This is a genomic window from Pseudophaeobacter profundi, assembly GCF_029697505.1.
Classification (GTDB): domain Bacteria; phylum Pseudomonadota; class Alphaproteobacteria; order Rhodobacterales; family Rhodobacteraceae; genus Pseudophaeobacter; species Pseudophaeobacter profundi.
This window is the reverse complement of the sequence record NZ_JARJEF010000003.1, coordinates 1-21,786: the sequence shown is the minus strand read 5'-3', so window position 1 is coordinate 21,786 and position 21,786 is coordinate 1. Positions and strand designations below refer to the sequence as shown.

15 protein-coding genes are annotated in these 21,786 nt (G+C 60.4%); 3 read left to right on the top strand and 12 right to left on the bottom strand.

Features of this window, described 5'->3' with window-relative positions; genetic code table 11:
* The first annotated feature begins 12 nt into the window (after nt 1–12).
* Complete coding sequence (locus P2081_RS06030) at nt 13–1,005, top strand: GlxA family transcriptional regulator (protein WP_278921976.1); 993 nt, start codon at nt 13–15, stop codon at nt 1,003–1,005.
* A 99-nt stretch (nt 1,006–1,104) separates the two neighbouring features.
* Nucleotides 1,105–3,555, top strand: coding sequence for a GcvT family protein (locus tag P2081_RS06025; protein WP_278921975.1), 2,451 nt, complete (start codon nt 1,105–1,107; stop codon nt 3,553–3,555).
* A gap of 70 nt (nt 3,556–3,625) precedes the next feature.
* Here the strand turns inward: P2081_RS06025 and cobA are convergent, their stop codons facing one another.
* From cobA to P2081_RS05970, 11 genes are all read right to left on the bottom strand, one after another.
* A complete protein-coding gene (cobA, locus tag P2081_RS06020; RefSeq protein WP_313790329.1) occupies nt 3,626–4,558 on the bottom strand; it encodes a uroporphyrinogen-III C-methyltransferase in 933 nt (310 codons plus the stop codon).
* Nucleotides 4,555–5,508 (bottom strand): glycosyl transferase family protein, encoded by a 954-nt coding sequence (locus P2081_RS06015; protein WP_278921974.1) that lies wholly within the window; start codon nt 5,506–5,508, stop codon nt 4,555–4,557. The genes cobA and P2081_RS06015 overlap by 4 nt, the downstream gene beginning before the upstream one ends.
* Nucleotides 5,505–8,132 carry a nitrate reductase gene (locus P2081_RS06010; RefSeq protein WP_278921973.1) on the bottom strand — a complete coding sequence of 876 codons (2,628 nt, stop codon included), beginning with the start codon at nt 8,130–8,132 and terminating at the stop codon, nt 5,505–5,507. The genes P2081_RS06015 and P2081_RS06010 overlap by 4 nt, the downstream gene beginning before the upstream one ends.
* Nucleotides 8,129–8,464, bottom strand: coding sequence for a nitrite reductase small subunit NirD (gene nirD, locus P2081_RS06005; protein WP_278921972.1), 336 nt, complete (start codon nt 8,462–8,464; stop codon nt 8,129–8,131). Before nirD ends, P2081_RS06010 begins: the two co-directional genes overlap by 4 nt.
* On the bottom strand, nt 8,461–10,887 hold the full coding sequence (gene nirB, locus P2081_RS06000) for a nitrite reductase large subunit NirB (RefSeq protein ID WP_278921971.1): 2,427 nt from the start codon (nt 10,885–10,887) through the stop codon (nt 8,461–8,463). The genes nirD and nirB overlap by 4 nt, the downstream gene beginning before the upstream one ends.
* 3 nt (nt 10,888–10,890) lie before the next feature.
* On the bottom strand, nt 10,891–12,567 hold the full coding sequence (locus P2081_RS05995) for an ABC transporter ATP-binding protein (RefSeq protein WP_278921970.1): 1,677 nt from the start codon (nt 12,565–12,567) through the stop codon (nt 10,891–10,893).
* A gap of 5 nt (nt 12,568–12,572) precedes the next feature.
* Nucleotides 12,573–13,646 carry an ABC transporter permease gene (locus P2081_RS05990; protein WP_278921969.1) on the bottom strand — a complete coding sequence of 358 codons (1,074 nt, stop codon included), beginning with the start codon at nt 13,644–13,646 and terminating at the stop codon, nt 12,573–12,575.
* 92 nt (nt 13,647–13,738) lie between these two features.
* Complete coding sequence (locus P2081_RS05985) at nt 13,739–15,106, bottom strand: CmpA/NrtA family ABC transporter substrate-binding protein (protein ID WP_278921968.1); 1,368 nt, start codon at nt 15,104–15,106, stop codon at nt 13,739–13,741.
* 217 nt (nt 15,107–15,323) lie between these two features.
* Complete coding sequence (locus P2081_RS05980; protein ID WP_278921967.1) at nt 15,324–16,514, bottom strand: CmpA/NrtA family ABC transporter substrate-binding protein; 1,191 nt, start codon at nt 16,512–16,514, stop codon at nt 15,324–15,326.
* Nucleotides 16,511–17,095 carry an ANTAR domain-containing response regulator gene (locus P2081_RS05975; RefSeq protein ID WP_278921966.1) on the bottom strand — a complete coding sequence of 195 codons (585 nt, stop codon included), beginning with the start codon at nt 17,093–17,095 and terminating at the stop codon, nt 16,511–16,513. Before P2081_RS05975 ends, P2081_RS05980 begins: the two co-directional genes overlap by 4 nt.
* Before the next feature lie 698 nt (nt 17,096–17,793).
* A complete protein-coding gene (locus tag P2081_RS05970) occupies nt 17,794–19,029 on the bottom strand; it encodes an AraC family transcriptional regulator (protein WP_278921965.1) in 1,236 nt (411 codons plus the stop codon).
* Here P2081_RS05970 and P2081_RS05965 point away from each other — a divergent pair.
* A complete protein-coding gene (locus P2081_RS05965) occupies nt 19,028–20,086 on the top strand; it encodes an alpha/beta hydrolase family protein (RefSeq protein WP_278921964.1) in 1,059 nt (352 codons plus the stop codon). The genes P2081_RS05970 and P2081_RS05965 overlap by 2 nt on opposite strands.
* 541 nt (nt 20,087–20,627) lie before the next feature.
* On the opposite strand, the gene P2081_RS05960 is transcribed toward P2081_RS05965, so the two are convergent.
* Nucleotides 20,628–21,296, bottom strand: coding sequence for a MarC family protein (locus P2081_RS05960; protein ID WP_278921963.1), 669 nt, complete (start codon nt 21,294–21,296; stop codon nt 20,628–20,630).
* Between the last annotated feature and the right edge of the window lie 490 nt (nt 21,297–21,786).

Below are 21,786 nucleotides of genomic sequence, written 5' to 3'. Positions count from 1 at the left end.
AAGGCGGCATTCATGGGCAAGCAAGCGGAGAAACAGCAGTGTGCCGCCACGTCTCGGGTCTGGTGCGTGGATATTCTGCTGGCCGATGGGTTTGTGCTGACCGAGATGGCCGCTGTGGCCGATACGCTGCGCATCGCAAATCGGGTTCTGGCCCAGCCGCCTTTTCGGATCTGCATGCGCTCTGTCCGGGGGGGGCAGCTGTCCTGCCGGGCCGGGCTGTTGGTTGATACTCAGGCCCTTGCGGATCGCCCCGAGGCGGATTTTGCCTTTGTTCTGGGGAATACCGATCCTGATCACCCCGATCTGTCACTGGCGTCGGTGATAGAAAGCTATACCAACCGGGGCGCGCAGGTTTATCTATTGGCCGAGGCGGCGGCGCGCCATCTGAAAGATCGCGGCGGGTCTGGGGCCACGCATTGGGAAAACGCCGCCCTGCTGCGCGAACGCCTTGGCCTGTTCGAAGCGAGTCAGGCCCTGGCCAGCACCGATGGTCCGGTGATCACCTGTGCCGGCATGGGCGCGACCACCGATATCGTGTTGGCGCTGATTGGCCGACTGACCTCGGCGGCGGTGCAGATGAGCGTAGCCAATATCATGCTGCATGAACAGGTGCGCGACCCGGCTTCTTTACAGCCCTATTCGGGGGCCCAATCCAGCCTGACCGGTGACCGCGATCTGGATCACTGCATGCGCCTGATGCAGACCAATATCGAGGATCCGCTGCCCATCGGCAGTATTGTCGCCGAGTTGGGCGTTTCCCCCCGGTCGCTGGAGCGCAAGTTCAAGACCAGCCTTGGTACCACGCCCAATGGGTTCTACCGTGAAATGCGGCTGAACAAGGCCAATAACCTGTTGCTCAACACCAGCCTGAGCCTGCGCGAGATTGGCCTTGCCTGTGGGTTCCCCAACGGGTTTTCATCGCTCTACAAATCCGTCTTTGGCATCACGCCCCATGCCCTGCGCAAACAGCGCCGTAATGGCGGCAATGGCCATAAGGAAATGTGAGCTCACAGGGAAACTTGCGGGATAGCTGACGTTTTTGATGCCTTTTCTGGCGCCGGGCGGTGGTAGTCTGGTGCCAGTCGGTTTTATCGGAGGCATGATATGCACGATCTTCCTGCCCAGGCCCGTGTGGTCATCATCGGGGGTGGCGTTATTGGCTGCTCGGTTGCTTATCACCTGGCCAAGCTCGGTTGGCAGGATGTGGTGCTGCTGGAACGCAAGCAACTGACCTCTGGCACCACCTGGCATGCCGCCGGTCTGATTGCCCAGCTGCGCGCCACCGCGAATATGACCAAACTGGCGAAATACAGCCAAGAGCTCTACGGCGCGCTGGAAGAGGAGACCGGTGTTGCCACCGGGTTCAAGCGCTGCGGGTCGATCACCGTGGCCCTAACGCAGGAGCGCCGCGAAGAGATCTTTCGCCAGGCGGCCATGGCGCGGGCCTTTGGCGTGGATGTCGAAGAAATCTCTGCGCAAGAGGTCAAGGCCCGCTATGCGCATCTGAACACGCGCGACGTTACCGGCGGCGTCTGGTTGCCCAAGGATGGCCAGGGCGACCCTGCCAATATCGCGCTGGCCCTGGCCAAGGGCGCACGTCAGCGCGGCGCCCTGGTGAAGGAACGCACGAAGGTCACTGGCGTGACCAAACAGGGACGCCGGGTGACGGGCGTTGACTGGGTTAGCGATGATGGCGCGGCCCAGGGGCATATCAAGGCTGACATGGTGGTGAACTGTGCCGGCATGTGGGGCCACGAAGTTGGCCGCATGGCCGGCATCAACGTACCGCTGCATGCTTGTGAACACTTCTACATCGTGACCGAGGCCATCAAGGGCCTGACCCAGCTGCCGGTGCTGCGGGTGCCGGATGAATGTGCCTACTACAAGGAAGATGCGGGCAAGATGCTGCTGGGCGCCTTTGAAGCCAAGGCCAAGCCCTGGGCCATGGCGGGCATTCCTGACGGGTTCGAATTTGACCAGCTGCCGGAAGATTTTGACCACTTCGAACCCATTCTGGAAAACGCTTGTAACCGGATGCCCATGCTGGCCGAGGTCGGCATCCACACCTTTTTCAACGGCCCCGAGAGCTTTACCCCCGACGATGCCTACCATCTGGGCCTGGCACCTGAGATGGACAATGTCTGGGTGGCGGCGGGTTTCAACTCGATTGGTATTCAATCGGCCGGCGGCGCGGGCATGGCGCTGGCGCAGTGGATGGATGCGGGCCAGAAACCCTTTGATCTGGGCGATGTCGACATCAGCCGCATGCAGCCCTTTCAGGGCAATAAACACTACCTGTTTGAGCGTTCACAAGAAACGCTGGGGCTGCTCTATGCGGATCACTTCCCCTATCGGCAAAAGGCCACAGCGCGCGGGGTGCGACGCACGCCTTTCCATCACCAGCTGCTGCAGCAGGGGGCGGTCATGGGCGAATTGGCCGGTTGGGAACGTGCCAACTGGTTCGCCAATGAGGGGCAGAAGGCGGAGTATGAATACAGTTGGAAACGGCAGAACTGGTTTGAAAACGCGGCAGCGGAACACCGCGCCGTGCGGGAAAATGTCGGCATGTATGACATGTCCTCCTTTGGCAAGATCCGGGTCGAAGGCCCTGATGCCGAGGCCTTTCTCAACCATGTCTGTGGGGCGAACCTGTCGGTGCCTGTGGGCAAGATTACCTATACGCAGTTTCTCAATACCCGCGGCGGCATCGAGGCGGATGTCACCGTCACCCGGCTGAGCGAGACCACCTATCTGGTGGTCACTCCGGCGGCCACGCGGCTGGCGGATGAGGTCTGGATGCGGCGGCACCTTGGCGATTACCGCGTGGTGATTACCGATGTGACGCCGGGCGAAGGCGTGCTGGCCGTGATGGGGCCCAATGCCCGCAAACTGCTGCAACGGGTCTCTCCCAATGATTTTTCCAACGCGGTGAACCCCTTTGGCACCGCGCAAGAGATCGAGCTGGGCATGGGCCTGGCCCGTGTCCACCGGGTGACCTATGTGGGGGAACTGGGCTGGGAAATCTACGTCAGCGCCGATATGGCGGGCCATGCCTTTGAAACGTTGCATGCGGCGGGGCAGGATCTGGGGCTAAAGCTCTGCGGTATGCATATGATGGACAGCTGCCGGATCGAAAAAGGCTTTCGCCATTTTGGCCATGACATTACCTGCGAAGACCATGTGATCGACGCGGGCCTTGGCTTTGCGGTGAAAACCGACAAGCCAGATTTCATTGGCCGCGCGGCGGTGTTGGACCGGCGCGAAACTGGCCCAAAGGCGCGGATGGTGCAATTCATGCTCAATGATCCGGAACCGCTGCTCTATCACAATGAACCGGTGCTGCGGGATGGTGAAATCGTCGGTTATATCGCATCGGGCAACTATGGTCATACGCTGGGCGGCGCGATTGGCCTCGGCTATGTGCCCTGCGAAGGCGAGAGCGCAGCAGAGGTGCTGGCCTCGGCCTATGAAATTGACGTCATGGGAACACGGGTCCGTGCCACGGCGTCGCTGAAACCGATGTATGACCCCAAATCGGAGCGGGTGAAGCTTTGACCAGCTCTACCCATTTGATTTTGCATGTTCTTGCTGCGTAGTGCAGGGATTCGCTTTGGCGCAGCATACGCTAGCTGGGCAGATGTGGACGGGTCAGAAACATGATTGCCGGGTTTGAAACGCCACTGGTGCGGATCGTTTCCTGCAGGGTTGCTGCGCGGCAATGGGCCACCACCTGGTCGCTGTGTTCAGCCCGCGACACGATGTCGATGGTCACCTCTTGCGCCAGCCCGGCCTGTGTCAGCGCCTTTGTGATCTCAGCTGCCGCGCCGACGCCCATGTAGATGGCCATGCGGGTGCCGGGTTGCAACTGGGCAATCCAATTGGCATTCCCGGCGGCCTTCTGCGTCTGTCCGGTGGCCAGCACCAGGGTGTCGCAGGTGCCGCGCTCTGTCAGAAACCCGCCAAGCGCGGCCGAGGCGGCACTGGCGGCGGTCACACCGGCCACGATTTCATAGGGGATATTGGCGGCGCTCAGGGCATCAACTTCTTCAGCACCGCGGGCAAAGACGCCGGGATCGCCGCATTTCAACCGCACAACCCGCTTGCCCTGCCCGGCAACTGCCACCAGCGCGGCGCAGATCTTGTCCTGCGTCCAGTGGTGCTGGCCGGGGGCCTTGCCGACATAGATGCGTTCTGCCCGCGCCGGGGCAAGAGCCAGCACTTCGGGATCCACCAGCCGGTCATAAAAGATCACATCGGCGGCCTGCAGGCGGCGCAGCCCCCGCAGGGTGATCAGATCGCAGGCTCCCGGCCCAGCCCCAACCAGAGCCACGGTCCCGGCCTGTTGCCGCCCTTTGCGGTGGAGCCGTCGCGCTGGCTTATCCGGCCAGTCAAGCAACCAGCTCAGAGGATTTGCACTGCGTGGCCAAAGCGGAGGCGCTGATTGGGGCAGGCGCGGTAGCAGCGGGCCGTAATAACCGCTGATCTTGGACCAGATCTCGGCCAGTTTCTGCCCCGAACGCGGACGACTGGAGGCGGGCTGCAGGGGAAGGGTCTTCATAGCGAACTCCGATTTTGGCTGTGGCGCTGCTGCCAAAGTTTGGTTGCCAGCGTTGTTGCTGCGGGAAGTGTGGGGGCGGCTTGCAGGCTCCATAGTGCGAGGGCAGCGGTGCCGGTCACGGTGGTCCGGGCAAAGGCATCATCCTGCGCGCCGGACCAGATGGCCCCCAGGTCCAGCGGGTGATCCGGCTCATGCAGGCGGCGGGCATCATCCTGCAGCAGCGGCGCGGCGCGGGCATCCAGTTCTGTGCCCTTGCGGCGGCCAAAGAGGATGATTTCCTTGCCGGGGTGGCGTTCAAACTCGCCGCCGCCACCCTTGATGACCAGCAGATCCTGATCCCCCAGCAGTACAGCTGCCCGCGATTGCAGCCCGCGATAGGTGGGATGAAACACCCCCTGCACCGAAACCGGCGCGGCCAGCGGGTTCCACATGCGCAGCACCGTGTTGATACAGCTGCGCAGGCCAAAGGTATCGCGCAGTCGCAGCAGGTCAAAGGCTGCAGGGTTCAGAAGTTCCAGCGGGGTATAGCTCAGGCCTCCTCCTTCTAGCGGCAGTTCTTGCAGGGCGCGGCGCAGATCGGCGGTGCCGCCTTGATGCGAATTCCAGCCATGCAGCGCCACCCGGTAGCCCGCCTGTGCCACCAGTTTGGCTGCCAGCAGAAACAGCGGTGCGCCACGGGTGCGCCCGGCGGCATAGCAGGGCCAGTCGAGATCTGCCCCTTTCGCGGTATCTGGCAGCCGGGTGGCGGCGCGCAGCGCGGCGGTGAAGCCCGCGATCTCGCTGTCGGTTTCGCCACGCAGGCGCAGCACCATCAGCAGGGCACCCAGGGCTTCAGGGGCGGCTTTGCCCGCCAGAATCAGGGCCATGGCCGCCTGGGCTTCGGTCTGGGTCAGGGGGCGGGCGCGGCCCTTGCCCTGGGCCACGATGCGGACAAAGGGTGCCAGGGTCATTCGGCGGCCATCGCGACACTGTGCTGCGCGATCAGGCTGGTCAACTCGGGTTTGCAGGATCCGCAGCTGGTGCCGGCGCAGGTCGCCTCCCCCAGAGCCTGAACCGTCGTGGCCCCGGCAGCAATCGCGGCGCGCAGGGTATTGACGCCCACATTCATGCAGGCGCAGACGCTGGCACCCGGGTCGGGCTGATCGCTGCCGCTGCGCCCGGCCAGCGCCTGCAGCGGTGGCGTTTCACTGCCAATCAGCGAGATGGCAAAGGCACGGGCCAGCGACACCGGTTCGGGCCTGGCAAAGAACAGACCTGCCAGGGTCTCCCCCCGATAAAAGGCCAGCCGGGTCTGGCGCTGATGCGGATCGCTCACCTCGGTGACCTCGCAGTCGGCCATATTCAGCAGATCCTGCGCCAGTCCCTGCCAGCTTGGCGGGGTCTCTTGCCCGGCAAATTCGCCCTGCCATCCGGTCAGCGATCGGGCGATGGCGCCATAGACCCCACCAGGCCGAAGCGGCGAGACAGAGGCGGCAAACCCATACCAGGCGGCAGTGAATTTCTGCGCCGAAACCGCGGTGAGCTTGGAGGCAGGCTGCCCCGATATCGGGTCGGTGATCGACGGCACAAGCGCATTGATGCAGCCACCCGTGCTGTTCTGGCGGGTCCAGTGCATCGGCGCAAAGAGCTGCCCCCGTGTACCGCGATCTGTGATCAGCGCCCGTAGAACGGCCTGGCCATAGCCGGTTTTCAAATGTACCAGATCACCTGCCTGCAGCGCCAGATCGGAGGCATCACCGGGGTGGATTTCGACATAGGGTTCGGCCAGATGCGCGCCCAGACGTGGTGCCTTGCCGCTGCGGGTCATGGTATGCCACTGGTCACGGTTACGCCCGGTATTGAGTGTCAGATCAGATCCCTGCCTGCGCACCGGCGCGCGGACCGCCACCATGCGGGCCTTGCCGTCGGCGTGGTAAAACCCGCCATCCGCAAAGAAGCGTTTGTCGTTTTGCGGCCATTGGGTGGGCAGCAGATTGGCGTAGTCAACATCGGCAAAGATGCTGAGATCAAGATCGCGGCCAAAATCCGCAGTGGCAGACCCAAGGGCGACATATTCGGCAAAGATTTCCGCCGGGCCAGTGTAGTCGAAGGCCTTGCCCCAGCCCATGTGACTGGCGAGATCGCAGATGATCTGCCAGTCAGGCCGCGATGCGCCGGGGGCGGGCAGAAAGGCGCGTTGCCGCGAGATCCGGCGTTCGGAATTGGTGACGGTGCCGTCCTTTTCGCCCCAGCCTGTGGCAGGCAGCAGCACATCAGCCAGATCGCCAGTATCGGTGCGCGCCATGATGTCAGAGACGGCAACAAAGGGCACCTTGGCAATGGCTGCCACGACCCCATCGGCATCGGGCAGGCTGACAGCGGGATTGGTGGATATCACCCAGAGCGCCTTGATCTTGCCACTGGCGCAGGCCTGAAACAGATCGACGGCCTTGAGACCGGGCTGGGCGCAGATCGTCGGGCTTTGCCAAAAGGATTGTACGCGGGCGCGGTGATCAGGGTTTTCGATATCCAGGTGGTTGGCCAGCATATTGGACAATCCGCCAACCTCGCGCCCGCCCATGGCATTGGGCTGGCCAGTCACCGAAAAGGGGCCGCACCCCGGTTTGCCGATCCGCCCGGTGGCAAGGTGGCAGTTCAGGATCGCGTTGACCTTGTCGGTGCCACAGCGGGATTGATTGACCCCCTGCGAATAGACCGTCACCACCTTTTGGGTGCCTGCCCAAAGCTGGTAAAACTGCGCCAGCTCTGGCTGCGTCAGGCCGCTGTCCAGCGGATCACCCAGACGCGCCTGGGTGACCGCAGGGCGGCGGCCGGTGATGTGCTTTGCCAGGTAGTCATCGTCGAGCTGCCCGGTGTCAGCCAGATGGGCCAGCAATCCGTTGAACAGCGCCACATCGCCATCCGGCACAATCCGCAGGTGCAGGTCGGCAAGCGCGGTGGTTGCGGTCTTGCGGGGGTCAATGTTCACCACCTTCAGGCCGGGTCTTGCGGCTTTGGCAGCGGCAATGCGCTGATGCAGCACCGGGTGGCACCAGGCCAGGTTTGATCCAACCAGCACGACCAGATCGGCCTCTTCCAGATCTTGGTAGCTGCCCGGAACGGTATCACTGCCAAAGGCGCGTTTATGCCCCGCCACCGAAGAGGCCATGCAAAGCCGGGAATTGGTGTCGATATTGGCTGACCCGATAAAGCCCTTCATCAGTTTGTTGGCAACATAGTAGTCTTCGGTCAGCAATTGCCCCGAGACATAAAAGGCAACGCTGTCGGGGCCGTGGTCCCGAATGGCTGTGCTGAATTTATCTGCCATCAGGTCAAGCGTTTCGTCCCAGGTGGCATCCTGGCCTTTGATCCGGGGGGTCAGAAGCCGCCCTTCAAGATCAATAGTCTGGCCCAGGGCGGCGCCTTTTGAACAGAGCCGCCCAAAGTTGGCGGGATGTTCGGGGTCGCCTTTGATGGTGCCATCCGCCCCGGCAAGCACGCCGCAGCCGACGCCACAATAGGGACAGGTGGTCCGGGTCAGGGCCGGGGCTACGGCCTGGGTTAGGGGCTGATCCAGATCCTGACGGCCTGTCATGCGACAGCTCGCTGTTGCAGGAAATCGGCATCCAGCAGAATGCGGCCCCCGGTGACCTTGGCGGGATAGGTGGCAACCTGCCCCTTATCCGCGCCCTGCGCAGCGCCGGTCTCCAGTGAGATGACCCAGTTGTGCAGCGGGCAGGTCACCGCCTTGCCATGCACGATACCATCGGCCAAGGGGCCGTTTTTATGCGGGCAGGCATTGTCGAGCGCAAAGACCTCATCCCCGGCGGTGCGAAAGATGGCAACGCAGCCATGCGGGGTTTTCACCAGACGCGCCCCGCGTTGGGGCACCTCTTCCAGGGCGGCGATATCGATCCAGTTGCTCATTCGGCGGCCTCCAGCGTGAGATTGGCAAGGGGTATATAGGGGGCAGATTTGACAACCTGCTGCGCCCAGGGGTCCTTACGGTAGATGGTCTGTGACAGATCAAACCGGGCCACCAGCGCAGCGCGGGTATCGAGATCGGCGATCTGCGCCTGGATCCAGTCAAGCCCGACCTTGTCCATCCATTTGTAGATCCGGTCCAGATATCTGGCGTTCTCGCGATAGGACTGCGTGACGGCCTTGACCACATCCATGACCTCTGCCTCGGTTGCCACCTGACACAGCAGCGAGGTCTCGCGCACATCCATGCCCGCCGCGCCGCCAATGCTGATCTGATAACCGCTGTCGACGCAGACAATGCCAATGTCCTTGCAGGTGGCTTCGGCGCAGTTGCGTGGGCAGCCAGACACCGCCAGCTTCAGCTTATGCGGTGTCCATGAGCCCCAAAGCGCCTTTTCCAATTGGATGCCCAGCCCGGTGCTGTCCTGGGTGCCAAAACGGCAGTGATCACTGCCAACACAGGTCTTCACCGTGCGCAGCCCCTTTGAATAGGCATGCCCGGAAACCATGCCAGCCTGGTTCAGATCATGCCAGATCGCGGGCAGGTCTTCGTTTTTGACCCCCAGGAGATCAATGCGCTGACCGCCGGTGACCTTGACCGTGGGCACCGCATATTTCTCCGCCGCATCAGCAATGGCGCGCAACTCATCCGGGGTGGTGATGCCGCCCCACATGCGTGGAACCACGCTAAAGGTACCGTCTTTCTGGATATTTGCGTGTTTGCGCTCGTTTACAAAACGCGACTGTGGATCGTCTTCATAGTCCAGCGGCCAGTCGGCCAAGAGGTAGAAGTTCAGCGCCGGGCGGCAAACATGGCAGCCACAGGGGGTTTTCCAATCGCAGGCCTGCCAGACGGCTGGCAGGGATTTCAGCTCTTGGCTCTTGATCATGCGACGCAGATCTTCGTGGGTCATATCGGTGCAGCCACAGACAGGCTGGGCGGTTGGCAGGACAAAGTCATCCCCCAGAGTGACGGAGAGCACCTGTTCCACCAGCCCGGTGCAGGTTCCACAAGAGGCCGAAGCCTTGGTCTGGCTGCGCAACGCCTCGATATCTGTGGCGCCAGCGGCAATTGCATCCTCGATCTGTCCTTTGCAAATGCCGTTGCAGCCACAGATTTCCGCGTCACGCGGTAAGGCTGCAACGGCCAAGAGCGGGTCCGAGGGGGCACCCCCCTGATAGGCGGGGCCAAAGATCAGCGTGTCGCGCATATCCGCGATATCGGTCTTGTCGCGGATCAGGCCAAAGAACCAATTGCTGTCGCTGGTATCGCCATACATCACCGCACCGATGACGCAGTCATCTTCGATCACCAGACGGCGATAGACGCCACGGGCAGGGTCGCGGAACACGATGTCTTCGCGCCCTTCGCCACTTGCAAAATCCCCGGCACTGAACAGATCACAGCCGGTGACCTTCAGCTTGGTCGACAGCTCCTTGGGGGTGAAAACCGCAGGCGTCTCCATCAGGCTATGGGCCAGTACCTTGGCCTGGTCATAAAGCGGCGCCACCAGGCCAAAGAGCTGACCGTCGAATTCAACACATTCGCCAACCGCAAAGATATCAGGGTCCGAGGTCTGCAGCTGAGCGCCAACCTCGATGCCGCGCGCCACCTCCAGCCCGGCGTCGGTGGCCAGACGGGTTTCGGGGCGGATGCCTACGGCCATGACCACCAGATCGGCCTCCAGCCCTTCGTTATCTTCCAGCAGCACACCTTCGACCTTGTCGGTGCCGAGGATGGCAGCGGTAGAGGCGCGGCATTTCACCGTGATGCCGCGCTTTTCCAGATCGCGTCGCAGCAGAAATCCGGCGGCCTCGTCCAGTTGGCGCTCCATCAGATGACCCATCAGATGTAACACGGTCACCTCCATGCCGCGCTCGGCCAGGCCGGCGGCGGCTTCCAGCCCCAGCAGCCCGCCGCCAATGACCACGGCCTTGCCGCCGGTCTCTGCGGCCTGGATCATGGCATTGGTGTCATCCAGATCGCGATAGGTGATGACGCCGGGCAGGTCCTTGCCCTGCACCGGAATGATAAAGGGCGCCGAGCCGGTGGCGATCAGCAGTTTGTCATAGGAGGTCGTGCCCTTGGTGCTGGTGACGGTTTTGGCCTGGCGGTCAATGGCGGTGACATGGGTGCCAAAGTGGCAGGTCACATTGTTGGCCTCATACCAGTCGGCGTCATGGGTGACGATATCCTCATAGGTTTTTTCACCCGACAGCACCGGCGACAGCATGATCCGGTTGTAGTTGCCGCGCTCTTCGGCGTTGAACAGGGTGACGTCAAAATCAGCGTTGCCCTCAAAGAGATGTTCCAACACGCGGCCAGATGCCATGCCCGCACCGATAACAACAAGTTTCTGGGTCATGTCTTACTCCGCCGCGATGTTTGTGGGTTTTGATTTGGGTTTGGCGCCGTGCTCGTATTCTTCCAGAAAGTCGAGAACCTCGGCGCGGTAGTTATAATAATCGGGGTGCTCCAGCAGCGCCTTGCGGGTGCGCGGGCGGGGCAGTTTGACCTCGGTGATTTTACCAATTGTGGCCTGTGGGCCATTGGTCATCATCACCACCCGCTCGGCCAGCAGGATTGCCTCGTCCACATCATGGGTGACGCAGATCGCGGTTACTTTGGTGCGCGACCAGACCTCCATCAGCACCTCTTGCAATTCCCAGCGGGTCAGGCTGTCGAGCATGCCAAAGGGTTCATCCAGCAGCAGCAATTTGGGGGACAGGGCAAAGGCCCGTGCAATGCCGACGCGCTGGCGCATGCCGTTGGACAGACCCGAGGCCTGTTTATCCATGCTGTCGGCCAGGCCAACCCGTTCGAGATAGTATTCCACCACATCCTGGCGCTCCGCCTGGCTGGCACTTGGATAGACCCTATCTACCCCAATAGAGACGTTTTCCTTGGCAGATAACCAAGGAAACAGGTTCGGCGACTGAAACACCACAGCGCGTTCGGGATTTGCGCCTTCAATGTGTTTTCCATCCAGCCGGATACCGCCTTTGGAAATTTCGTTCAGGCCAGCAGCCATGGTCAAAACCGTGGATTTACCGCAGCCGGAATGGCCGATCAGGCTGATGAATTCACCCTTCTTTACCTTCAGGTCAAAATCTTCCACCACGGTCAGCGGACCCTTGGGGGTTGGGTAGACCTTGTGCAGCTGTGAAAACACCAGATAGCGCTCTTCCAGCATGGTTTGTTGCGCTTTGGACAGGGCGGCAGGAACACCATGGATGGGGGTGGCATCGGGCAACAGGCGGGTTTCCTCGATCTTGGAGGCGATGCCCACATCCATCAGATATTTGGTGATCTTGGCCCGCAGCGCCTTGAAGGTTGCATCGTCATTCATGGCGCCGCGATCCCGCGGGCGCGGGATGTTGACGGTGACCGGATCAGCCAGGGTGCCATCCGGGTTCAACGGGATGATGCGGTCGGCCAGCAAAATCGCCTCGTCCACGTCATTGGTGATCAGGATGCAGGTCTTTTTCTCTTGCTCCCAGATCTCCAGGATCTCATCCGCCAGATTAGCCCGCGTCAGCGCATCCAGCGCACTTAACGGCTCATCCAGCAGCAGCATTTCCGGGTTCATCGCCAGGGCGCGGGCCACGGAAACCCGCTGCCGCATACCGCCGGACAGCTCGGCGGGGCGACGGGCGGTGGCATGGGAGAGGCCAACCATGCCGACGTAGTGGTCAATCTTGGCCTGGCGTTCAGAAGCCGACAGTTTTGGAAAGACCGCATCCACCGCCAGGCCGATATTGCCGCCCACGGTAAGCCAGGGCATCAGCGAGTAACTTTGGAACACCAGCCCGCGTTCGGGGCCGGGGGCGGTGATGGGCGCGCCCTTGAAGGTGACGCTGCCGGTGTCAGGCATTTCCAACCCGGCAACCAGGTTCATCAGGGTGGATTTCCCGGTGCCGGAAAATCCGAGGATGGCGACAAACTCGCCCTCGTTGACCTCGAGGTTGATGTCTTTCAGCACATCCACCCGGTTGGTGCCCTGACCAAAGCTCTTGGAGACGTTCTCGAACTTGAGGATACTCATTGGACTCACCGGTTTTCTGTGAAGGTGAACATGGACTGCAGGGCATACATCACCCGATCCAGCAGGAAGCCGATGATGCCGATGGTAAAGACGGCGACCATGATCTTGGCCAGCGACTGCGACGAGCCGTTCTGGAATTCATCCCAGACAAATTTGCCAAGGCCAGGGTTCTGCGCCAGCATTTCGGCGGCGATCAGCACCATCCAGCCAACCCCCAGCGACAAGCGCAGCCCGGTGAAGATCAGCGGTAGCGCCGAGGGCAGCACCAGCTTGGTGATCTTGGAATAGGTGCTCATCTTCAGCACTTTGGAGACGCTGATCAGATCCTTGTCGATGGAGGCCACCCCAAGCGCTGTATTGATCAGGGTGGGCCAGAGCGAACAGAGCGTGACGGTGATTGCCGAGACAAGGAAGGATTTTGAGAACATACCGTCATTGGTGGCGTAAACCGCCGAGACAACCATGGTCACAATCGGTAGCCAGGCCAGCGGGCTGACCGGTTTGAAAATCTGGATGATCGGGTTGATGGCGGCATTGGCAGTGGGCGACAGCCCGGCCATGATCCCCAGCGGAATGGCAATGGCAGACCCAATCAGAAAGCCAAAGAACACGGTTTTGATCGAGGTCCAGATTTGCTGGTAATAGGTGGGTTTGCCGGTATAGCTGCGCTGGCGCACCTTGTCGGGCTTGCCCTCGGCGATCAGCTTGGCGTTGCGGATATCCTGACGTTCATAAAAGGCATCGGCCTTGGCGCGGGCGCGCTGGGCATCGGCGTTCAGATTGCGGGCCTGGTCCCAGACCTGGGCCGGACCGGGAATGGCACCAAGCGAGGTTTGCACCTTGGGGGCCAGGGCGGCCCAGCCGGCGAGGAAGATCACAATGGCCAGCAGCGGCACCCCCAGTAGGCGCCAGATTTCCCCAACCTGCGCGCGCGGATTATCCCCCGCAGCCGCCTTTAGCATCGGCGTGATCCAGGCCAGGCCAAGCACTTTGAACCAGGTGTCTGCCTTGTTTATGCGGGTGAAAAGACGGGCTCGGCGGGCTTCGGCGTTCAGGGTATCTGGGTCAATGGCGGTCATGACAGGGGGCCTATGATCTGGAGAAATATGCAAAGCGAGTACCCGCCGCCGCGACTGAAGCGCCCGGCGGCGGAGCGGGAACAGAGGGGGAATTAGTTCACGATGTCAGAGCCCGAGAGCGTCTGATCACCTTTGAGGCCAATCGGCAGGCTGTCGAGATAGGCGTTCGGGCTACGCCCGTCGTAGGCAATCCCATCGATGATATCTGCCGCCGGTGTTGGTGCCTTGTAGCCATCGCTGTCCCAGGGGAAATCGGCCTCATTTGCCTGATCGTCATCCACCAGCATGCGGGCGGCCTGTAGGTAGATATCGGGGCGGTAGACCGATTTGGCAGTGTCGTGGAACCAGGCATCTGTCTGCGCAGTGGCGATCTGACCCCAGCGGCGCATCTGTGTCAGGTACCAGATGGCATCGGAATAATAGGGGTAGGTCGCGTTGTGGCGGAAGAAGACGTTGAAGTCGGGGACCTCGCGGATGTCGCCTTCTTCATATTCAAAGGTGCCCGTCATCGAATTGGCGATCACCGCCTCATCTGCACCCACATATTCGGACCGTGACAGGATCTCGACCGCTTCGGCGCGGTTGGCGTTATTGTCTGCGTCCAGCCAGATCGCCGCCCGGATCAGCGCCTTGGTCAGCGCCAGGGTGGTATTGGGGTTTTCTTCAACAAATTCAGCCGAAAGCCCAAAGACCTTTTCCGGGTTGTTTTTCCACAGCTCATAATCGGTGATCACCGGAACCCCGATGCCTTTGAACACCGCTTGCTGATTCCAGGGTTCACCAACGCAGTAGCCAAAGATGGTGCCCGCTTCCATGGTCGAGGGCATCTGCGGCGGTGGTGTCACGCTGAGAAAGACATCGGCACCGATCTGGCCGCTGACATCTTCGGGAGAGTAATAGCCGGGCTGCAAGCCACCCGCAGCAAGCCAGTACCGCAGTTCATAGTTGTGGGTCGAAACCGGGAAGACCATGCCCATTTTGAAGGGAATGCCCTGATCCTTGTAATCTGCCACCACCGGTGCCAGCGCGCTGGCACTGATCGGGTGCTGCGGGCGGCCATCCTCCATCAGGGGAATATGGGGTTTCATCTGTTCCCAGACGCCATTGGACACGGTGATGCCATTGCCGTTCAGATCCATTGAAAAAGGTGTGACGATATGGGCCTCGGTGCCATAGCCGATGGTCGCCGCCAGCGGTTGACCCGCCAGCATATGGGCACCGTCCAGCTGGCCGTCGATCACCCCATCCAGCAGCACCTTCCAGTTTGCCTGCGCCTCAAGCGTGACAAACAGGCCTTCGTCTTCAAAATAGCCGTTTTCATAGGCCACAGCCAGCGGCGCCATATCGGTGAGCTTGATGAACCCAAGGGTGAGCTCGTCTTTTTCCAGGTCCAGCATATCGGCCAGGGCGGGGCTGGCGCAGAACGCGGTGGAGGCAATAAGCCATGTAAGAGTTTTCATTGCATTGGTCCCTCTGAAACAGAAAAACCGCTCGATTGCTGCACGCGGGAGGAGGGGCGTGCACAATCGAGCGGCTTTGCTCTTGAATTTCGTGGTCGACAGCGTCGTCAACCTGATGGGGCATCGTTGCCTTGATTTGATTGTGCTAGCCAGAGGAGCGCGAATCTAGCAAAACCTACGCTGCGTTGCTGGGGTTTTTCTGCGATGCAGCATATGCCTAGTTTTTGAGCGGATTTTGCGCCGGAAAGTCGAATACCGCGCCGTTAAAAAAACCATCCGGCCCGAGAATCATTTCCCCCATGGTGGATGGAATGGCACTGGGCTGGTACTGCGCGCCCTCGGGTTTTTGCGAGGCCAGCGGCAGATTGACCCCCAGCGGTGTCAGGGCATCGCGGTACAGATCGGTGCGGAAACAGGCACGCGCAGTGGCCTCGGCCTCGGCGTGGTCAAGCCCATGCCATCTGGATAGAAACGCGGCAATCCAGCTGGCCTGGCTCAGCCAGGGGAAATTGGCCGCGCCCTGATAGAATCGCAAAAATCGGTCGGTCTGCCGGGGGGATTGCCCCAGCCGGGTGGTCAACCGCTGCGTCAGGGCCGGGTCGATGGCATGTTCGGGCAGGTCCAGATGCTGGCTGCGCGCCAGGATGCTGACCGCCAGCGGCGTGTTTTCTGGCTGATCCAGCCACTGGGCGGCCTTTGACATCGCGCGGATCATCGCCGCGCAGGTGGCGCTGTTCTCTGTCGCCCACTGGTGGCGCACGCCAAGAACCTTTTCTGGCGCAAATTCCCATATGCGTGATCCTGGCAGGATCATTGCCGCACCGCTTTGCTGGACGGCAACGGTGCCCCAGGGTTCGCCCACGCAGAACATGTCCAGCGCGCCACGGCACACCGCATCGGCCATTTTCGGCGGTGGCACGGTTACGATTTGGATCTGCTCTGCGCTGTAGCGGGGGGCCTGTGACAGCCAGGTCTCTAGCAGCATCCGGTGCATGGAAAAGGGAAAGGGCACGCCAATGCGCAGCGGCTGGGTCGTGGCGCTGAACAGCGCCTCGGATGTGGCCTCTGGGCTGCTGAAATTATTTTGCCAGCCGGTGGCCTGCATCCGGCGCTCCAGATCGGCAGAGACGCCAATAACCGTGCCATTCACCGAAAGCACCATCAGCGCATCAACCTGTGTCGTCACGCCGCCAAGGCCCAGCGACATCGCAATCGGCATCGGTGACAGCATATGGGCAAAGTCGATCTGCCCAAAGGCAAGCCGATCGCGCAGGGCCGACCATGAGGGCTGCTTCATCAGCTGCAGGTCCAGGCCTTCTTCGGCGGCAAAGGTCAATTCCTTTGCGATGATCAAGGGGGCGCAATCGACCAGAGGCAGGTAGCCGCAGTGTATTCGGGAACTCTTCATTGCAGCAGATCTGCGGCGGTGACCAGGGCGGTTGCCACATCGATCACCTTGCGCCCCTGATCCATCGCCGTCTTGCGCAGCAGGCTATAGGCCTCGTCTTCGGATATGTTGCGGGCGCTGATTAACAGGCCCTTGGCCCGGTCAATGGTCTTGCGGTCAGACAGCGCCTGCTTGGCGGCCTCCAGCTCTGATTGCATTTTGGCGATCATGGAAAACCGGGCAATTGCGGTTTCCAGCACGGGTTTGATGCGATCCTTTTGCAAGCCGTTCACCACATAGGCGCTGAGTCCGGCGGAAATGGCAGCCTGGGTCATGGCATTGTCCGTCTGGTCGACAAACATGGCAACAGGCCGGTTGCGCGCGTTGGAGACAAAGCACAGATGTTCCAGCGTGTCGCGATCAGGGTTGGCCAGATCAATCAGGATGATGTCGGGGTCCTGTTGTGTGAGGGTACGTTCCAGCGCCGCAGTCGTGGCAATGACAGTCGCTGTGGTCCAGCCGCCTTCCTTCAGCGCCTCCAGGATCTCTTGCGCCTTGGCGTGGTCGGCTTCCACCACGAGTATGTTCAAATCCTTGTGCACCCGGACTGGGTAGCCGCAAGGAGGGCGCAAAAGCGAGCCGCCGGGGCCCGTTGCCGGTATTTGGCCGCGAAACCGTAGGCGCTGCACAAAAATGCGTCAGTTTGTGGGGTGGGTGCCTGCAAACAGGACGTTTTGCGAATAGTTCAGCGGACGAGTGCTGACGCCCCAATGCGCTGATCTTCGCCCGCGTCTTAGTAAACGCCCTGCCACAGCCAAGAACGAATGGGCACCACCAGCGCGGCCCAGCAAGCCATCAGTAAAAATAATGAAAAACAGATTCCTGCCAATACACCATAAGTTTGCAAAAATAGATAATTCGGGATCGGTGCGTTTGTGAAATATACTATATATTTCAGCGCATTGTGAGGTGGTCTTTGATGCCGCAAGGCATAAGCATGCACAGGCGACACATAAGCATGCACAAGCCGAAGGCGCGGATCAGCGGCTCGATGACGAGGCCCCAGCGTGATGCGCAGGCAAAACCCCGGCGCTGCAGGAAATCGACTTCAACGAGGTTGTCGACATTGATATCGGCGCGTTCGGCATAGGTATAAGCCTCGAAAGCGGACCTTCGTTTCTGGGGTTTCTGGCCAGTCCTGTTTAGGGACAGTTCCTAAGGTCATCGCAGGCTCCCGCAGCCCCATCCGGTCTCATCAGTCCACCCGAGCTTTCGTTGAACCTTTTAGAAATTATGCGCGTCAGACCCTTTGATTTCGTGTACCATGACCAGAAATGTGTCGGGCCCGAAATGCTGCGGGCGTCATCCCTTTGCGCCGCTTGAACTGCGTGTAGAAGTTGGACTTCGAGCCAAAGCCTGCGGCGTACATGATATCCAACAGCGAGCGGTCCGGATCTTCGCCCATGAGGCGTGTGGCCAGAATGATCCTTCTGTCATTGAGCAAATCAGAAAAGCTCTGCCCGGTCACCCTGTTCACGGCGACACTGACCGCGCGCGCCGGGACGCCCAGGCGTTTACTCACGCGGCGAAGGGTCAAGGCATCATCTGCGAGAACATCCGGGTTCGCAAGAAATGTGTCGAGGCGCTGAACGAGCGCATGATCGGCGGGGCCGGGTTCCGGCCTTGCGTCTTTGACGTCCGGCAGGGACGCCCGGTCAACGACCATGTCATACACATGCTCAAAAAGAGAAGGACGTCCCATCGCCCCAAGCAGCGCATAAGACACGAGGCCAAAGAAGAGCGCAGTAGAGAGCAGGAGAGGCCGCGACGTCTCGATTGCGCCGCCCCGAACCAGTTCGGTAAAGATCGCCACCTCAAGCGCCAGGCTGGCGCAGAGCACTGCGATGACAATGCGCAACCAGATGAGCGTCGTTGCCACGTCAGGGCCGAGACAGCGGAAGTGCTGCGCCCCGCGACCATGCAGGCGCAACAGCGCCCAAAGATATCCGCCATAGGTCACGAGCAAGATCGGGTCGATTGCCCAGAATGCGTTGACTAGAAGGGATGTTGCGACAGCCACCATCGGAACTATGTGAAACAATTCTGCAGAGCCCGGGCGACGCCCGGGGGCTGACCCGAAGGCGAAATGCAGGTAGAGCGCGGGGAGCGCCGCCGCGCCTAATACAGCACGCCATTGTCGCAGAGAGGTGTCCGGCCAAAGCAGCGTGGCGAGGAGGAGGCCTGCAGAGACGGTTGTGAGCCCGAAAAAGGCGCCGAGAGCTGCCGAGGAGGCGCCATAGCGCCCGGCCACAGCGATACGGGCCATGAAAAGGGTCATCACGGCACTTAGAGACATTGTCGCCGCAAGAATTGCGATGTGCAGCACCGGAGGCCTCCTTTTGTCCAGCCCAGTCCGGCTGCGTTCTGGATCGCAACACAGAACCACGAAGAGCCGTCCTTGATCGCGTTTCAGGACGCCGGGTGATCGGTGTCCCTGATAGGCCACTTGTGTTTCAAAAAAAAGGGCACCAACCATGAAACCTCTCTATTCACTTGCCATTTTGATCCTCGGCCTGACGTCTGGTGGCGTTCAGGCACAAGAGCATATTCCAGTCGCAACCCAGAAGTATGAAGCCGGATTGAGCACGCTTACTGTTCTTGACGACCGACACGACCGGGGCCTCGAAGGGCTGATCTGGTATCCGGCCAACGCCGCCGAAGCGACGAGCCTGGACTTCGAGAGCGCGGTTTGGGTCGGCTCAGAGGTCATCCGGGATGCAGACGCGGCACCAGGGTCCTTCCCGTTAGTTGTTCTGTCCCATGGCATGTTCGGAAACTCCCGAAACCAGGCGTGGTTCGCAGCCGAGATGGCCCGAAGAGGATTCGTTGTGGCCGCAGTCGATCATCCGGGAACATCGACCTGGTTGCGCGATCCGGACCAGCGACGTGCGCTCTGGGAACGCCCGGGCGATATCACTCGGGTGATTGATTTCGCGGTTTCGCCAGGCGCATTGCCGGTGCAGGTCGATCCCGATCAGATCTTCATGGCAGGCCACTCTCTTGGCGGTTTCACAGCGCTGGCGCTGGCCGGTGCCCGATATGACGCGCAACGTCTTGAGCGGTTCTGCGATACAATGCCAGGCGAGTTGGCCTGCGGGATCTTTGCGGATTGGCAAATCGCACAAACACCTGAAGACAGGGAACAGATGCAGGGCGATTTGGCGGATGAAAGAATTCGCGCATTCGCAGTCTTCGATCTGGGCGGAACCCAAAGCTTTTCAGACGAAAGCCTGAACAAGATTGACAGGCCGCTGATTGTTTTCGGAGCCCCGATCATGAATTCTGGCTTGACGCTCGATATCGAGTCTCGCGCGCTTGTCATGGCGTTGCCCTCAGGGACCTTCCGATACATTGAGCCAGCCACATTGAGCCATTTCGATTTCTTCAACCTGTGCAAACCGGCAGGCTACGAGATTCTGGCCAAGGAACTGCCGGGAGACGAAGTCGTTTGCGAAGATGGCGGTTCTCACCGGGGGGGCATGCATGATTTGATCCTTGATGAGGTAACGGCATTCTTCGCGCGAAGCCTTTGATGACACAGACAGAAGCCAGCAGAGACGCCCCAGGAAACCTGCTGATCAGCCCCACTTGTGTGTTCAAGTTTGATTGTTAGTGCATGACTGGCCTCGGGGCCATCAGGACGATGTCTGCCGGGGCTGGAGGGCGGTACTGGCACTGGCTGGTGGGAGCTAACTTGATCCATTGCGAACACAACGTCGTCGATACGAAGCGGACCAAAGTGGTCGAGACCATGATATTTTCCGGATGGCCGCAATGGGTCGAGGTGTTCGCCGTGACGACAGCATCACGGCGACATAGTGTTCTCTTGCGAAACTGGTGAGCCCGGCCACCCCAGTGGCGTGCCTTATCAGAATTGCATCGAAACTGGAGGTCCGAGAAGCGCACGTTAGCGACATTTGCAAGGTCGCGGAACCTGCGATCCTGGCGGCGGTCCCACGCTGCAGGAGCAATGGAAGGAGCAGACCTTCACCGCAGGTGCAGCCGACAAACATCCTCGAACGGAAGGGATGCGGACAAAGTTGCCGCTGGCGTGACTGTTTCGAGAGACCGCTTTCATTCGGTTTCTACGTGCGTCAGCGGGCTTTCGACCGGCGGCGGAGCGACATCCAATACACCGAGTGCGTCCAAACCGCCCAGAATTGAATCCACAGCGATTGTTGCGAGAACAATTCCCATGACCCGGCTGATGACGCTTGCACCGGTGTTTCCGATCACTTTGTGGACGGCGCTGGCAACAAGCAAAAGGAGCAGAGTTAGTAGCAAAACGATCAATAGAAGGCCTGCTGTGATAGCCTGATCTGCAATAGACTCCGTGTGGTTGTCCGTCAGGATCACGATGGCCAGCATCGCACCGGGTGAGGCGATGGATGGCATAGCAAGCGGGAAAACTGCCCCGGCGAGGTGATCGCGCTCGGCCTCCTCGATCTCGCGTGCGGGTTTGGATTCGCCAAAAACCATCGTCATTGCGAACAGGAACAGAATTACCCCGCCAGCGATCTGAAACGAGCCGAAGCGAAGTCCAAGTGCCTCAAGAAGAAACTGACCGCCAACAAGGAACGCGAGAAGAACAAACGCCGCTATAAGGACAGCGCGCATGGCAAAGCGTCGGTGCAGCGTTCGAGGCACGCCCTGAACGGCAAACAGAAATACCGGGATGGACCCAATCGGGTCGATGACGACGATCAGTGTGATCAATTCCTTGGCAAGCGCAGCCCAATCCATGGTCGGTCAACAGTCTTTCTGTTAAGTTAGAGCCTTCTATGTCGGCAAGTTGAGCAAGAGGCAATGTCTATGTTGAGAGCAACGATACTGAAAGCAATCGTGATTCTGAACCTTTCAGGTGTCTCCGCTCTGTCGCAGAAACTTGACGAAGCGAGGCGTCTCCCGAAGCGCAGGAAGCGCCCTTTGCAAACTCGGCCGTTTGACCCAACCAGCTGAGATTATATGCTGCGGCGCGGCCCGCCGTTCCCGCCGTTCGCTGCACCTGCGCCACAACGACAGAGAGGGCGCAGAATTGGGCCAGGGCCTTTCCTTGCAGCTCTACTCCAATGAGCATCTTTACACGCGTAAATTGTATGTTAACCTCGCGTATGTCCGTCGTCATATAAAATGGGACATCAGAGCGGCTTGAACATTGGAGGCTCTGGTTCGGTTGCGTGATTGATTATGCTGCTTGTTTTTGATGTTGCAAGCGGCGGCTTTGGATCGTCAT